This is a genomic window from Thermodesulfovibrionales bacterium, from assembly GCA_026417875.1.
Taxonomy (GTDB): Bacteria; Nitrospirota; Thermodesulfovibrionia; order Thermodesulfovibrionales; family CALJEL01; genus CALJEL01.
In genome coordinates, this window is sequence record JAOACK010000009.1 from 1 (window position 1) to 15,265 (window position 15,265).

Here is a 15,265-nt window from a genome sequence, read left to right on the forward strand (position 1 = left end):
ATTAGATCCATTAGGAAGTCTTAGATAGGCATCATATAATCCTTCATAATATCCATAACCCCATGTTAAAGCAAGCCAGTAATAGGGTTTGTTAGGTGGTACAGGTATATTGCCTGCATAAACCCAATCACAGGAAGGTGTTGTAATATCAAACCTTGGTCTTGCAAACTTTGTTTGTGATATTGTAAGCTTCAGGTTTTGGTTTATCGCATCTGTGAGTATATTGAAGAGTCCATAACCGCCAAAAGTTATATCTAGATCATACGGATCATTTAAATATCCATAGTAGGGCACATAGTCAGTTCCTTTTATGGTTGTTCCAAGTGTGAGCTGTACCCTTGCACCTGTTAGTGGCTCACCATTTTCTGCATTTAAGGCAAATCCAATGACACCTGCGATATCGCAGCCTTCATATTCAGAGGGTTTTACAATATATAAAAGATTCAGTGCTCCGAAGGTTGAGACATCATTTGGCCAGCATGTACCGTCTCTGAGAAGAGGGCCTGAAGTATTTGTTGTAAGAAGCTGACCTATCTGGCTATTTGTATAACCAGGATTCAATGCCCAAGCAACTGCTGCTGCACCAGCTACAAAAGGAGATGCCATTGATGTGCCATCAAGAATGGCAAAGCCATCTCCATTATAAGTTACACCGCCAATTGGTGTGGGTGATATTATCTCTACACCAGGTGCAGTAATTGAGACCCAGGTGCCATAATTTGAAAAAGATGCCCTGCAGCGGTTCCAATCATGTGCAGCTACTGCAATCACCTTATTTGGAAAATTTATTGAAAATGCAGCAGGATATACAAATGTACTACTATTATTATTTCCTGCTGCTGCTACAAGAAGCTTTCCTTTTGTATTAACAGCATAATCCACTGCAAGTTCTTCAAGAGGAGAATATCCTCCACCAAGGCTCATATTAATAATCTTTACACCTGTATTATCTGCTGCATATTTAATTCCAAGAAGAATATCAAAGAGAGTTCCCCAGCCCTGAGAATTCAGCACCTTTACGGCAAGTATCTTTGCATTCCAGGCAACTCCTGCTATGCCCAGGCCATTATTAGACTTTGCAGCAGCAATACCAGCTACATGGGTTCCATGGCCATGGTCATCCATGGGGTCTGGATCTCCATTCACAAAGTCATAGCCTTTTATTACCTTACCAATGAGTTCTGGATGTGTATAATCAACTCCAGTGTCAATCACTGCTATAATAGGCTGTGCAACTGCCTGAGGTGGGATCCAGTTTGCTGCAATATCATAATATCCCCACTGATAAACGAGCATTGGGTCATTGCTCTGGCTGAGAATCCCAGCATCTCCAGGATTTCTGATACCAAATGCCTTCTTGATTATATTTGGCTCAGCATATTTTACTGCGTTTCTAAATGCAGGTTCTGTCCTCACTCTTTCTATAGCCTGAGCAGTTGCCTCTTTTGTGGCAGCACCAAGCTTTACCTTTCTTACCTTTGCCTTAGGAAGGTTAAGCTTTCCTATAATCTGGCCACCCAGCTGTGTAACGAGTGCATTAATCTCAGCATCTGTAAGTTCGGGTTTAAATCCAATAATTATCTCACCAGGAGCCTGTTCTGGCTCTTCCCTTATCTGTCCGTAGACAGCGCCAGAGGTAAGGAGCAGACAGAGCATAAGAAGAAATAAAAATAACCTGTTCATAAACTCCTCCTTTTATTTTAATAAGAACACCGAAGGTGTTAATTTAACATTATCACACTACTAACTCAGAGTCAAGGTTATTTTTAATAATTATTGCTGTCTATTTCATGCTTTGGAAAGCTTAAAATAAATTATCATTTTTAAAGCAATAACTTTATCTTGCATGGTTATGTAACCCGTGAGGAGAGGCTCCTTAAATACGGACAGGAGTGGTCTTGTCAGGTTTACAGGTCTTTCTGCCTCAGGTAAGTCAACCATTGCTCACAATCTTGAGAGAGTACTTTTTGACAAAGGCATTAAGACCTATTCCCTTGATGGTGATAACATAAGGCATGGTCTTAACTCTGACCTTGGATTCTCTCCTTAACATAGATAAGGAAAATGCAGATAATAAGATAATCTCAAATGGATTAATAAGAAACATCTGCTCAGTTAAAGAAAGAATAAAAAACTGGTCATTTTTTTAAAAGTACTCAATATTCTTGTAATCAACGGTATTATTTAATTATACTATTGAACAAGAAAATTAACTCGGGATTTAAATATTTAAGATATGACTGAATTTTTTATGTTCACCAAGCAAATGAAAAGTCTCAAAAATTTCAAATTATAAATCAAGGCCCTGTAATAACAGGGTTGTGATTGGCTGGAATATGTAAAGTTTTATATGAAAAGAATTTTAATTTTGAATCACCATCTTGTCGAGTTTGCGGGATCTGAACTGGTTACACTTGAATTAGCTGAATATTTCAATATCAAGGGTTTTGATACCCTGGTGGGTTCATTTATTTATGATAAACCACTGAAGAAGATTTTTGAGAAGAAAAAGGTCAATGTTGTTAATTTTTTCAAAAATCCATTGCCCTTCACGACATTTGATATCGTATGGGCCCATCACTTTCCGACTTACATCAAGGCTATAGTAGAAGAAAGAATCAAGATTAAAAAGTTAGTAATAAGCTCGCTATCGCCATTTCATCCTTTAGAAACAATTCCTGAACCTTTTATGGCCGTTGCTGATCTTATTTTGGTTAATTCTTATGAAAATTTTCAAAAGATTACATCCTATGGAAATGAGTATATTGAAAAGATAATGATTTTTCCAAATAGTGTCCCGCAGATCTTCTTTAACTTTTTTAATCGTAATCCTAAAAATGAATTAAAAAAAATAGCAGTGGTATCAAATCATCCGCCCCTTGAAGTCTTACTTCTTAAAGGAGCCTTCTCCAAGCAGAAAATTGTCGTAGATTTTTTTGGTGTCAAGGGACAATATAAACTCATCACGCCTGAAATATTAATAAATTATGATCTTATCATCTCTATTGGAAAAACCGTTCAATATGCAATGGCTCTTGGTATACCAGTATATTGTTATGATCATTTTGGGGGTCCCGGATATTTAACCTTGGAAAATTATGAGTTAGCAGAAAGATTTAATTATTCTGGAAGATGTTGTAACAGGAAGCTTACTGTTGAAGAGATAAAAAAAGAGATTCTGGAATTTTACTCTTCAGCGGTTGTCTACAGGGAATTTTTTTACAATCTGAGCATTTCTAAATATTCTCTTGAGAAAAATATAAACAGAGTGCTTCAAAGATTAAAAATAGACAATGAGCTTGAATATAAAAATTTAGAACACAAAAATTTCTATTTTTTGTCTCAAATGAATAAGGCTTATATGGTAGAATTTGCAAAATCCAGAAAGACTAATAGTATTAAAAAATTAATTAATACTATAAAATCTATGAAAGCATTTCAGTGTATTCAAACAAAATTTAAGAACATTCTTCAGGCAGATACTTTATGAATATCCTTTTCCTGATCCAGGATCATCAGATGCCCAGTAGCAGGGTAAGGGTATTGAATCTCCTGCCTGAACTCAGGAAGAGGGGGATAAATTGCGATGTTCTTCCCTATCCAAAGGGATTTACAGGAAAAATAAGAATGTTCAGAATATTGAGTAGATATGAAGCAATTTTTCTTCAGAAGAAATTACCAACACCATTAGAATCAATAATTTTAAAAAAATTATCTCCTCTGCTCATTTTTGATTTTGATGATGCCATATATTTGAAACATGATTCAAGCGAGAATCTGGTTAGCAGATCAAGGATGTCAAAATTTAAGGCTATTGCAAGAAAATCAGATCTTATAATTGCTGGAAACAGGATACTTGCTGAAGAGGCAAAGAGATTCAATAAAAATGTTGTGGTAATTCCATCGGCTGTTGAGATAAGGGATATCCCGCAAAAAGACTATAAGTCTGAAAATGAAAGGGTTATCATTGGATGGGTCGGAGGAGCTATAAATTTAATTCATCTAAAACTTGTTGAGCCTGTTCTTAAAAAACTTTCTGAGGAATACAGTATTGAATTGAGAATTATTTGCTCTGAATCCCTTTATATGGAAGGTGTGAAAATTAAATTTATACCCTGGAGACTAGATACCCAGGAAGCTGAGATAGCTAAATTTGATATAGGTATTATGCCCCTTCCAAAGACCAGGCATTCTGAGGGTAAATGTGGTTATAAGGCCCTTCAGTACATGGCAGCAGCCGTCCCACCTGTAGTCTCTGATGTTGGAATTAATTCAGAGATAGTTGAGCACGGAAGCGAGGGCTTTGTTGCAAAAGATCTGGATGATTTTTATAAGTATTTAAGACTATTAATTGAGAACAAGGAATTGCGAAAGAAGATGGGATTAAGTGCAAGACAGAAGGTGGAGAAGCATTATTCAATTGCTGTTGTTTCAGAGATTCTTTCTGATGTCCTCCTATCATCTATAAAACTCAGATAGCATCTGGAGGGCTGTTCTGAGAATGGAGAGTCTTTCCCTGATTATCCTGTCGGCATTCTTGATTATACTGTAGCTATTTCCTGTTCTTACTTCAAAGATTCCTCTGTGAGATTCAGTTGAAAATATAATTCTGTATTCCTCATCAATAAGGGCTGCGGTGTCCCAGTTCGCAGTGATAACAAAGGGTCTTGTCGATTTCTCTAGAAGGGAAATGCCCTGAGAATAATCTTCATAGGGATTAAGGCAACCAAGAGAACGCATGATGGTAGGCACTATGTCAAGATGGGATGTGAGGTTTTCTCTGATTGCTGGCTCCGCCTCCGGATGCCAGAGCACAAAGACAACCTTGTTCTGATAGTCATTAAAAGCCGAGGTATGGCCGAGATAGCCATTTTCATAAAACTCCTCACCATGGTCACCTGTAATCACAACAATGGTGTTTTTAAGGAGTCTTTTTTCTTTAAGACCTGAAATAATCCTTCCTATCAAATGGTCTTCATAATGAATAGCATTTTTATACCTGTTTCTTATTAAATGTACCCTATCCTTAGAGACATCCCTGAAATAGTTTATATAATTGTCTTCTACTACAGGTTGAAATTTTTCAAATTCCTCTGGATAAAGATAGGGTTGATGGGAGGAGTCAAAGAACATAAAAGAGAAGAAAGGTCTTGTCCTTTCTCTTTTTGAGATAAAATCAAGAAATCTTTCTGTAATTATCCTGTCCCTTTCATAAGAAAGCCCGGTGTCAAATGTATCTGTAATAGCCTCAGGTATTCGGACAAAGGCAGTTTTTCTGAATTCAGGAAATGTGAGTCTTGTGCTGGAGAGAATAAGGAATTCATAATTTTTTTCCATAAGAGCATCTATGAGTACAGGTGATATCCTGTTTGCCAGAAAGCTGTGCCAGTATGTTCCGCTCAGGCCATAGAGAAGGCTGAATATCCCAAATCTACTACCATTTCCACCACTATAGTGATTCCTGAAAACTACTGCCTCTTTTGAAAATCTCCAGACCTCTGGCATTATCTCAGGATCGAGCATGTCAAATCTGAGACCTTCTACTGCGATTATCAGAATATTAAAATTCTTCTGATTCTCAAACCTTAGAGGTCTTTTTGGATAATTAAGCGCTTTCCGGTTTGTGTTTAATTTAAGTCCTTCTTCCCTGTTAACATTCATTCCAAGGACCTTTGATGCAAACCTCTTTACAGTGAATGGCTGGTACAGGGGATAGAGCCGTGAATTCTTTGTTATCTCTGTTTTATTCATAAGATCTCCGTAGGCATAGAGGCCCTTATCAAGGCAGATCAATAACAGGGCAGTGACAAAAGATATTCTTGAAAGTTTCTCTATAGCAGGTGAATTGAGTTTTTTAATATAGAGATTGAGTGCTACCTCAATTACTGTAATTAAAAGTATAATAATGATGAAAAATATTATTGTCTCACTTCCCAGTGTTACTGAGTCAGAAACTCCTTCAACTGTGATTACATTCCATACAAGAGAATTAAGATGGAAGCGAAAGAGTGAATAGATTTTTATATCAATGATGAGAATGGCCTGTAGAAGTGTATAAAAAATAACATTAATAAAAAAGGATATAACCTTTCCTGTTATAAATGATAAAAAATAAAGAAAAATTGCTGGAAGAAGATTCAGCATAAGGTAGTTAGCTAAAAAGGCTATTGCCTCAAGAAATATGTTCCCCTCCCAGTACTGGGTGAGGGTACGGGATATGAGCAGGGATAAAAATGTATTCACAAGGCCCAGAAGCACAAAGCAGTGGAATTTATTTTTAACCATCTTTTTAAATCCTCCATATTTGTATTACAATTCTATCATATGAAAGTTGCCATCATAAAGAGCAGATACACACCATATGGAGGAGCAGAAAAATATGCCGCCATAATGGTTAGGGCCTTTGCAGAGAGAGGGCACGAGGTTCACGTTCTCACCTCAGGACATACTGAATGGCCTGAAGAGGAATTTGTGAAGTATATAAGGCTTCCCCAGATCGGATTTAACAACCTGCTGCGACTTCTGACCTTTAATGAATCAGTAAAAAAATATCTTGAAAGAGTCCGCTATGACTGCATTCTGGGTATGGATAACACAGAGATCCAGACCCACATAAGGCTCGGAGGTGGCCTTCATAGGGCGTGGCTTGACAGGCGTTCAGAAGAAAGTTCCTTTTTAAAAAGATTAAGTTTTTCACTGAATCCCTTTCACAGGACAATGGTTGCAGTTCAGGAAAAGGCACTTCATTATCATGGCTTAAAGAGGATAATATGTAATTCAAGACTTGTCATGAATGAGATAGCATATTACTATCCTGAAGCAGTGGACAAAGCAGTGGTCATACATAATGGAGTTGAATGGAATGAACTGGCTCATGTCTTTGAGGTAGGACTTACTGAGAGAGAGCAGATATTGAAGAGATTGAATCTCCAGCCTGACCGTTTTTATTATCTTTTTGTCGGTAGTGGCTATGAAAGAAAGGGCCTTGAAAAGGCTATAAAGGCATTGAAAGGGATGCCTGATTACACTTCATTGATAGTAGTGGGTAGAGATAAAAATGAGAAAAGATTTCATGAACTTGCTGAAAAACTGGGTTTAAAAGAGAGGGTTTATTTTTTTGGTCCGAGAAAGGATGTCGTTAACTTTTACCAGGTCTCCGATGCCTTTGTGCTTCCGACACTTTATGATCCCTTTTCAAATGCAACACTTGAGGCACTTGCAATGGGGCTCTTTACAATTACATCAGATGCAAATGGAGCAGCAGAAATTATTTGGCCAGGTGCAGGTGTTATAATAAAAGACCTGAAAGACACAGAAGCGGTAAAAGAGGCACTGTCAGAGGCACTAAAACCCCATTTATCAAAGACAGAAATAAGAGATAGTGTTAGAAGTCTTGAACTTGAAAACCAGGTGAAAAAAATAATAGACATATGCGTGGAAAGATAATAGCAGGAATAATCCTTATCATATTTTATGGACTCTTAATAAATCTTCCCTATTATCATTTAAAAGAATTTCAGGGTGAGGAAGGTAGAAGAGTGGTTATTGCTCTAGAGATGATTAAAAGTGGAGATTATGTTGTCCCCACTCTCGAGGGAGAGGTGTATTTAAACAAGCCTCCTTTATTTAACTGGCTTCTGGCTGCAATGTTTAATATAACGGGCTCTTCTGCTGAGGCTACTGCACGGGCAGTATCTGTCCTCTCTGCCATAATATGTGCTATTATTGTAAGCCTTTTCTGGCTTAAACTCGGGTTCAAAGATTTATGGTTTCTACCAGGCCTTGTATTTCTCAGTATCCCTGATGTTATGGATAAGGCAATCAGGGCTGAGATAGATATGACCTTTACACTGACTGTCACGGCATCAATTCTGAGCTGGTTTTATTTATACGAGCTAAAAAAAAGAAATCTGGCGGGATGGATTGTCTCCCTTGTTCTTCTGACAATTGCATTCCTTACCAAGGGTATAATATCAGTATACTTTTTTTATCTCACGATAGGCTGCTATCTATTTTCAAATAAAAGACTTAAAGAACTTACAAGCATTAACCATCTTACCGGTGTATTTGCTGGAGTTATTGTATTTTCCTTATGGTTTATACCTCTATTAAAAAGAATTGATCTTCAGACCGTGCTCTCAGCCTGGCTGCAAGAGATATTGGTGAGGAAGGAACCGTTAAAAGACAGCTTCTGGAGACATCTGATCGATTTTCCATTACAATTCATTATTGGTTATATGCCGTGGATAGGTTTTCTGTTATTTTTCAAAAAAAGGTTAATGCTTAATAAGGGTCTAAAGGATATACTAACCTTTTCCCTGTTACCTATAATATCTACCCTAATTATCTTCTGGCTTATTCCTGGAGCAAGGGTGAGATACATTCTACCGCTTTCAGGAATCTTTGCCCTTTTAATAGCACTGATAATAGAATTTATTAAGGAAAGTAATGATATTTCTATTAAGATTTATTTTAAGATTTTGGCTGTTATCATAATCCTTTCAGGCCTTTCTATTCCCTTTTTGAAAGAAACCTTTGAAATTAAAGGAATGGTTCCATGGGCAGGCGGGTTACTACTCTTAGCAGGTGGTGTTTATCTCTTTTTTTTAAAAGACCTACACAAACGGGTGATAACCTTGCTGGTAATTATGTTCATTTTTAAGTCCGTCTATGCAGCTGTATATTTCCCTTATCATGAAAAGAATATGAGTTATTACAGGTATGCTGCAAAGAGGATTAATGAGATGGTTCCTCTATCAGCAAGTCTTTATGACTACAACCTCGGAAATTATCATATAACATATTATCTCAAAAGGGATGTTCTGAAGATTAAAGATATCTCTCTACTTAAGAAAGGAGATTATCTTATCACCAGAAAGGACCATATAGTTTTGCCCTGTGAATTCAAAGAAGTGGATGCCTTTATAGCAAGGAAGATGAGAATAGGAGTGTACAAAAAAGAAGGATGCTGATAGTCCATACTGAATCTGCAACTCTTGGTGGTGAGGCATACAGGCTTATTGAAGAGACGAGATATGTAAATGAGAACACCTTTCACAGGGCATTAATCATAGGTCCAGCTAAATCTGATTTTGAAGAGGTGGCTCTCAGGTCAGGAGTACCTTTTATTGGATTTAATTTCAGGGATTTTGACTATCATCCGGTAAATTTCATAGGTGCGCTGAGATTATTGAAGACCCTCAGACCAGCTGTGGTCCATACACACCACAGTGCCGATGCCTGGATATTCGGTGTGGCGGCTAGACTCCTCGGAATACCGGTTGTCAGGGGAAGGCATATAAGTCTTCCCTTTAAGAAGTCCTTTTTTAAAAATTTTGTTTATACCCACCTTGCTGATGCCTATACTGTTAGCTGTTCATCCATAAAGAGAGAGATGGTTGACGCAGGGCTTGCCAGGGAAGAAGAGGTCTTTGTAACACCGGCTGGTGTGAATCTTGAGAAATTCAACATCAGTAGAATTGACAGGTCTTTTTTAAGACAGGAAATCGGTCTTAAAAAAGAAGACTTTCTGATAGGAACAGCCTGCTTTTTAAGGAGCTGGAAGGGTGTAGATACCCTGATGGAAGCCTTTGATATTCTTGTTAATAAAAATTATAAAAATTTTCATCTCATAATAGCGGGTAAGGGCACGGAAAGAATGAAGAATACGGAGATTTACAAAAAACACAGTGAAAGGATACACATACTGGGTCACAGGGATGACATTGAGGGAGTAATAGGAGGTCTTGATATATTTGTACTTGCATCCAAAAAATCAGAGGGTGTTCCTCAGGTAATTCCACAGGCCATGGCACTTAAAGTTCCATGTATAGGAACAGAAATTGGAGGAATCCCGGATGTAGTAAAGGACGGGGTTACGGGCTGGCTCATAAAGCCTGACAGCCCATCAGAACTTGCAGATAAGATTCGCTATGTGTATAATTTACCGCATAATGAATTGAATAGAATCATTGAAAAGGCATACAATATGGTACATGAAGAATATACAGTTGAGAGCACAGTTAAAAAATATTTCATGGCCTATGACCTCGCTTTGAGGAAAAGAGCATGAGAGGTCTTACATCAAAAAGAATCCTTGTTACAGGTGGTGCAGGGTTTATAGGCTCTCATCTCTGTGAAAGGCTTCTTGCTGAGGGTCATGAGGTCCTCTGCGTTGATAATTTTTATACTGGAAGAAAGGCAAACATTGCCCATCTACTAAGCAATCCCTATTTTGAGGTATTAAGGCATGACATTACCTTTCCACTATATGTTGAAGTGGATGAGATTTATCACCTGGCCTGTCCTGCCTCTCCAGTTCATTATCAGTTTGACCCTGTACAGACTACAAAGACATCTGTTCATGGAAGCATCAATATGCTCGGTCTTGCAAAAAGGCTGAAGATCAAGATACTTCTTGCATCTACAAGTGAGGTTTATGGTGACCCCACTGTTCACCCCCAGCCAGAGACATACTGGGGTAATGTCAATCCCATCGGACCAAGGGCATGTTATGACGAGGGAAAGAGGTGTGCAGAGACACTATTTTTTGATTATCACAGGCAACATAAATTAAAGATAAAGATTGCAAGGATATTTAATACCTATGGTCCAAGGATGCATCCCAATGACGGAAGGGTTGTGAGCAATTTCATAGTGCAGGCACTGAGGGGAGAGGATATAACAGTTTATGGTGATGGAACCCAGACAAGGAGTTTCTGCTATATTGATGACATGATAGAGGGTCTCATAAAACTCATGAACAGTCCTGATGATGTGACTGGCCCTATAAATCTCGGTAATCCTGCTGAATTCTCCATTCTTGAGCTTGCAGAAACAGTAATAAGACTTACAGGTTCAAGATCCAAGATAGTCTATAAACCTCTTCCACCTGATGATCCCAGACAGCGCTGTCCCGACATAACCCTTGCAAAAAGGATTCTTAACTGGCAGCCTCGTACTCACCTTGAGGATGGTCTCAAAAAGACGATAGACTACTTCAGAAATCTCTTGGGTATTGGATGATACTCATTGCAGGTGGTGCAGGATATATAGGTTCACATACCAATAAGCTTCTGAGCCGCAGGGGTTATAAAACTGTTGTCTTCGATAACCTTGTTTGCGGACACAGGGAGTTTGTGAAGTGGGGTGAATTTTTTGAAGGCGATCTAGCATATAAGGATCAGATAAGGGAATGTTTTAAGAAATATCCGGTAGAGGCTGTTATGCATTTTTCTGCCTTTGCTTATGTTGGTGAATCTGTGGACAACCCGGCAAAATATTATATCAATAATGTTGTAAATTCTTTAAACCTGCTTGAGGTTATGAGGGAGTTCGGGATTAAATATTTCATATTTTCTTCAACCTGTGCAATTTATGGCATTCCTGATATTTTACCAATAAAAGAGGACGCGGCAAAAAGACCTGTAAATCCCTATGGCAGGACAAAGTGGATGATAGAACAGATTTTAGAAGATTACGAAAGGGCTTATGGAATAAAATATGTTTCTTTGAGGTATTTTAATGCTGCAGGTGCTGATCCGGACTGTGATATAGGTGAATTGCACGAGCCCGAGACTCATCTCATACCACTTACTATATATGCTGCCCTTGGACTAAAGGATGAAATAAATATATATGGAGTGAACTATCCAACAAAGGATGGAACATGCATAAGAGATTATATACATGTTATGGACCTTGCAGCGGCTCATATATCAGCACTTGAGTTTCTTATGAAGAATAAGAGGAGTGAAGTCTTCAATCTGGGAAATGGTGAGGGATATTCAGTAAGGGAAGTTATAGAGTCTGTAAAAAGGGTGAGTGGAAAGGATTTTAAGGTCGTGGAGGGCGAAAGACGACAAGGTGATCCCCCGATCCTCATAAGTGATAGCAGTAAGGCACATAAAGTTCTCGGATGGAAACCTGAATTTGAAAGTCTAGACTCCATTGTAGAAACAGCTTGGAGATGGCACAGTTCAAGAGCTTTTAAGAGCCTTTTGAAGTTCCCATAGTTTTGAATACTTCTGGAAGGTTGAATAAGAAGCACCTATTGCAGCAATCATACCGTGTGTTCCATCAAGAAAACCCATCTTCAGGATATAAGTCTCAATAAATTTCCAGAGTGTCTTTAATGGAATCATAACCGCACTAACCCTTTTATTTCTTTTAAGGAGTTCCAGGGCAGCGGCTGAGGAATAGTTATTCTGTCTTGTAATATACTGGGATAGAGAGGAATAGGTGTAATGAATTAAAGGTGACTTGAGGGTTCCTATTCTTCCAGATCTGATTATTACTTTATCATGAGGATTTATACCTCCATAAAAGGCGCATTCTTTCTTAAATAATCTCAGAACATGGTCAGGATACCATCCACCATGCCTCATCCATTTATTAATAAAATAATTTTTTCTCGGAAACCTGTATCCATCATAACGGGGATGCTTAATAGCATCTATAATCTCTTTTTTTAGTTCCGGGGTAACCCTTTCGTCAGCATCAATATTTAAAATCCATGAACCCCTGGCCTTTTCCATTGCAAGTGCCTTCTGCTCGTTCATACCAGGCCAGGGATTATAAAAGACCTTATCAGTATATTTTTTACATATCTCTACGGTCCTGTCCGTGCTGCCAGAGTCTATTATTATAATCTCATCCGCCCATTTTACACTTTCCAGGCAGTCACCTATGTTCTTCTCTTCATTAAGTGTTATTATTGTTATACTCAGGCCTGATTCCACTTTTTCTCCTAAATTTTTGATATTATAACATTTATGCAGAACAAGAAAGGCCTGCTATCAGAAAGGATAATAATTCTTGACAGGGTTGATTCTACCAATACCTATCTCAGTATCCTTGCTAAAGAGGGCTATCCCCATGGAACAGTTGTTATTGCCGATACACAGACAGCAGGAAGGGGAAGGTTCAGGAGACAGTGGTTTTCGCCACCGGGAAAAAATATTTATATGAGTATACTCGTAAAACCCGAAGGAGTTAATCAAAGCCTATCAGATTTTTCTATACTCCCCCTGCTGGCAGGTATTGCCTCAGCCAGAGCAATCCGTTACTTTACAGGTCTTCCAGTGAATCTTAAATGGCCCAATGATCTGCTCCTTTATGAGAAAAAACTTGGCGGTATTCTTGTGGAATCCCATATGGCTCCATCAGTCGGGATTCTTGATGCCTATTTTATAGTTGGAATAGGAATAAATGTGAACATGAAGAGGGAGGAGCTCCCAGAAGACATAAAGGATATTGCTACAAGTCTTTATATGATAGCAGGAAGGGAGTTTGAAAGGAAGCCGTTAATTGAAGAGATACTTAAGGAATTCTTCATACTTTATGAAGAATTTAAGTCTGAGGGAAAGACTTACATAATATCTGAATGGCAATCTCTTAGCTCTACCCTTGGCAGGAAGGTCAGATGCCTTATGCCCGATGGAAGGGAGATTACCGGCAGGGCGGTGGCATTAGATGATAATGGCTATCTAATTGTAGAAAAGGACGGAGTCCTTGAGAGTATAAAAGCAGGCGATGTCTTTCATTGTAGCAGTTGATATAGGAAATTCAACAATTACCGCAGGTAGGTTTTCAGAGGAGGGACTTTCTGTAATCTCCGTTCCAACCTTTCCAGTAAGGGATGTTTATTATTATTCCTCCTTCTTCAGAGAGATTGTCTTGAAGGAGCGACCCAAAGGTTTTATAATATCCTCGGTTGTTCCTGAGCTTACTTTACCAGTTAAAGAGGCTGCTCTTTTATTTACAGATAAGGTTATTCTGATGGATTACAGACTTGATACAGGTCTGAGATTTGCTATTCCAGAACCTGAAAAGACAGGCACAGACAGGATTGCAGAAGCAGCTGCTGCATATGATGAATTTAAAGCTCCTCTTGTGGTTGCTGACCTGGGAACTGCCACAACCCTTACCGTCATTGGGGAGGAGGGGTTATATATGGGAGGAGCAATACTGCCTGGTGTAAGGGCTATGGCAGAGGCTTTAGGTAAACAGACAGCCCAGCTTCCTGAAATAGAGCCATCTTTTCCCGCTGAACCGGTGGGTAGGGAGACTGTTTCAGCAATAAATTCTGGTATTATATATGGGACTGCCGGTGCAGTTGAGAGGCTAAGGGAGGAATTTGAAAAGGAGCTCGGCAAAAGTCTTTTGCTGATTACAACAGGAGGAAATGCTCCATTGATTGAGCCCTATCTGAGAAGACTGGATTTTAAAAGACCCTATCTTGTACTTAAAGGTCTTAAATTAATATTTGAGAGGAACTTAAATGCATGAACTTAGAAAGGATATACTACTTGGAAGATGGGTTGTGGTTCTCAGAGAATCAAAGGGACCTGATTACTATTACATCCCTCCATCAAGTGAAGAAGGAGCATGCCTGTTCTGTCAGGAAAGTTTTTTCCAGAAGGACATTCTAACACTTGGCGACCCCGGTAGATGGAAGGTAAAGGTGGTTCCCAATCCAGAGCCTGTCCTGAGGGTTGAGGGTGATCTGGGCAGGCGAGGTATAGGAATATACGATGCCATGAACAGTATAGGAGCAAATGAGATTATCATTGAGTCACCCTATCATGACAAGACTCCTGAGGAACTCGGCACAGAGCATTTAAGGGCAGTTATTGAAGCCTACAGATTAAGGATAGAGGACCTCCACAGGGATGCAAGGCTTCGATATGTTCTTATATACAAGAACCATGGACGTCTGGCTGGTGCCCATTACAATCATCCCCATTCCTCGTTAATGGCTACACCCATAATTCCAAAAAGACTCAAGGAAGAGCTTGATGGTGCAAAGCAATACTATGGTTATAAAGAAAGGTGTATCTTCTGCGACATAATGCATGAGGAGCTTTCAAAAGGCGTTCGTGTGGTCCTTGAGACAAGCCATATGATTGCCTACTGCCCTTTTGCTCCAAGGTTTCCCTTTGAGGTATGGCTTATGCCAAAAAGGCATAACTGTGCATTTCAGGAAAGCTCATCTCAGGAGCTAGATGACCTGAGCCATGTTCTTTATGAAATACTCAGAAAGATGAAGGCCCTTTTCGGTGATCTTCCCTATAATTATGTACTTCATACAGCTCCAAACAGGATTCCAAGAAGAAATCACTGGCATACCCTGGGAGATGATTTTCACTGGCATATAGAATTCATGCCGAGGCTCCAGAGAACAGGAGGATTTGAATGGGGCTCTGGCTTTTACATCCTGCAGACATCGCCTGAGGATGCAGCAAAATTCTTAAGGGAGGTTTGA

The 15,265-nt window shown here is 38.9% G+C and carries 13 protein-coding genes and 1 pseudogene; 11 read left to right on the top strand and 3 right to left on the bottom strand.

Annotated features, from left to right (window positions below; all coding sequences use genetic code 11):
* On the bottom strand, nt 1-1,683 hold a 1,683-nt coding region (locus tag N2257_02985), incomplete at its 3' end, for a S8 family serine peptidase (GenBank protein ID MCX7793361.1).
* Between the two features lie 214 nt (nt 1,684-1,897).
* Here N2257_02985 and N2257_02990 point away from each other — a divergent pair.
* From N2257_02990 to N2257_03000, 3 genes and pseudogenes are all read left to right on the top strand, one after another.
* Nucleotides 1,898-2,044: pseudogene (locus N2257_02990) on the top strand (adenylyl-sulfate kinase).
* 306 nt (nt 2,045-2,350) lie between these two features.
* Complete coding sequence (locus N2257_02995; protein ID MCX7793362.1) at nt 2,351-3,490, top strand: hypothetical protein; 1,140 nt, start codon at nt 2,351-2,353, stop codon at nt 3,488-3,490.
* 29 nt (nt 3,491-3,519) lie between these two features.
* Nucleotides 3,520-4,479, top strand: a complete 960-nt coding sequence (locus N2257_03000) for a glycosyltransferase family 4 protein (protein MCX7793363.1) — start codon at nt 3,520-3,522, stop codon at nt 4,477-4,479.
* Here N2257_03000 and N2257_03005 read toward each other — a convergent pair.
* Complete coding sequence (locus N2257_03005) at nt 4,459-6,285, bottom strand: sulfatase-like hydrolase/transferase (GenBank protein MCX7793364.1); 1,827 nt, start codon at nt 6,283-6,285, stop codon at nt 4,459-4,461. The genes N2257_03000 and N2257_03005 overlap by 21 nt on opposite strands.
* Nucleotides 6,286-6,324: 39 nt before the next feature.
* Here N2257_03005 and N2257_03010 point away from each other — a divergent pair, with 39 nt between their 5' ends.
* From N2257_03010 to galE, 5 genes are read left to right on the top strand one after another with little or no spacing between them, the layout of a single operon-like run.
* Nucleotides 6,325-7,446: a glycosyltransferase family 4 protein gene (locus N2257_03010; GenBank protein MCX7793365.1), complete on the top strand. Its 1,122-nt coding sequence runs from the start codon at nt 6,325-6,327 to the stop codon at nt 7,444-7,446.
* Nucleotides 7,431-8,972: a glycosyltransferase family 39 protein gene (locus N2257_03015; protein MCX7793366.1), complete on the top strand. Its 1,542-nt coding sequence runs from the start codon at nt 7,431-7,433 to the stop codon at nt 8,970-8,972. Before N2257_03010 ends, N2257_03015 begins: the two co-directional genes overlap by 16 nt.
* Entirely contained in the window at nt 8,966-10,072 is a 1,107-nt protein-coding gene (locus N2257_03020; GenBank protein MCX7793367.1) for a glycosyltransferase, read from the top strand. Before N2257_03015 ends, N2257_03020 begins: the two co-directional genes overlap by 7 nt.
* The gene (locus tag N2257_03025; protein MCX7793368.1) at nt 10,069-11,025 is read left to right on the top strand and encodes an SDR family oxidoreductase; all 957 of its coding nucleotides are present in this window, start codon (nt 10,069-10,071) and stop codon (nt 11,023-11,025) included. Before N2257_03020 ends, N2257_03025 begins: the two co-directional genes overlap by 4 nt.
* Nucleotides 11,022-12,014 (top strand): UDP-glucose 4-epimerase GalE, encoded by a 993-nt coding sequence (galE, locus tag N2257_03030; GenBank protein ID MCX7793369.1) that lies wholly within the window; start codon nt 11,022-11,024, stop codon nt 12,012-12,014. The genes N2257_03025 and galE overlap by 4 nt, the downstream gene beginning before the upstream one ends.
* Here galE and N2257_03035 read toward each other — a convergent pair.
* Entirely contained in the window at nt 11,979-12,740 is a 762-nt protein-coding gene (locus N2257_03035) for a glycosyltransferase family 2 protein (GenBank protein ID MCX7793370.1), read from the bottom strand. The two genes, galE and N2257_03035, sit on opposite strands and share 36 nt — an antisense overlap.
* Before the next feature lie 33 nt (nt 12,741-12,773).
* On the opposite strand from N2257_03035, the gene N2257_03040 reads away from it, so the two are divergent.
* The 3 genes from N2257_03040 to N2257_03050 are packed head-to-tail and all read left to right on the top strand — an operon-like array spanning nt 12,774 to nt 15,265.
* Nucleotides 12,774-13,556, top strand: a complete 783-nt coding sequence (locus N2257_03040; protein MCX7793371.1) for a biotin--[acetyl-CoA-carboxylase] ligase — start codon at nt 12,774-12,776, stop codon at nt 13,554-13,556.
* Nucleotides 13,534-14,289 (top strand): type III pantothenate kinase, encoded by a 756-nt coding sequence (locus tag N2257_03045; GenBank protein ID MCX7793372.1) that lies wholly within the window; start codon nt 13,534-13,536, stop codon nt 14,287-14,289. Before N2257_03040 ends, N2257_03045 begins: the two co-directional genes overlap by 23 nt.
* Entirely contained in the window at nt 14,282-15,265 is a 984-nt protein-coding gene (locus N2257_03050) for a galactose-1-phosphate uridylyltransferase (protein MCX7793373.1), read from the top strand. The genes N2257_03045 and N2257_03050 overlap by 8 nt, the downstream gene beginning before the upstream one ends.

What these genes read in the sequence shown, in the direction of transcription:
- N2257_02995 (MCX7793362.1), top strand. Translation starts at nt 2,351, where the DNA reads ATGAAAAGAATTTTAATTTTGAATCACCATCTTGTCGAGTTTGCGGGA.
- N2257_03000 (MCX7793363.1), top strand. Translation starts at nt 3,520, where the DNA reads ATGCCCAGTAGCAGGGTAAGGGTATTGAATCTCCTGCCTGAACTCAGG.
- N2257_03005 (MCX7793364.1), bottom strand. Translation starts at nt 6,285, where the DNA reads ATGGTTAAAAATAAATTCCACTGCTTTGTGCTTCTGGGCCTTGTGAAT.
- N2257_03010 (MCX7793365.1), top strand. Translation starts at nt 6,325, where the DNA reads ATGAAAGTTGCCATCATAAAGAGCAGATACACACCATATGGAGGAGCA.
- N2257_03015 (MCX7793366.1), top strand. Translation starts at nt 7,431, where the DNA reads ATGCGTGGAAAGATAATAGCAGGAATAATCCTTATCATATTTTATGGA.
- N2257_03020 (MCX7793367.1), top strand. Translation starts at nt 8,966, where the DNA reads ATGCTGATAGTCCATACTGAATCTGCAACTCTTGGTGGTGAGGCATAC.
- N2257_03025 (MCX7793368.1), top strand. Translation starts at nt 10,069, where the DNA reads ATGAGAGGTCTTACATCAAAAAGAATCCTTGTTACAGGTGGTGCAGGG.
- galE (MCX7793369.1), top strand. Translation starts at nt 11,022, where the DNA reads ATGATACTCATTGCAGGTGGTGCAGGATATATAGGTTCACATACCAAT.
- N2257_03040 (MCX7793371.1), top strand. Translation starts at nt 12,774, where the DNA reads ATGCAGAACAAGAAAGGCCTGCTATCAGAAAGGATAATAATTCTTGAC.
- N2257_03045 (MCX7793372.1), top strand. Translation starts at nt 13,534, where the DNA reads ATGTCTTTCATTGTAGCAGTTGATATAGGAAATTCAACAATTACCGCA.
- N2257_03050 (MCX7793373.1), top strand. Translation starts at nt 14,282, where the DNA reads ATGCATGAACTTAGAAAGGATATACTACTTGGAAGATGGGTTGTGGTT.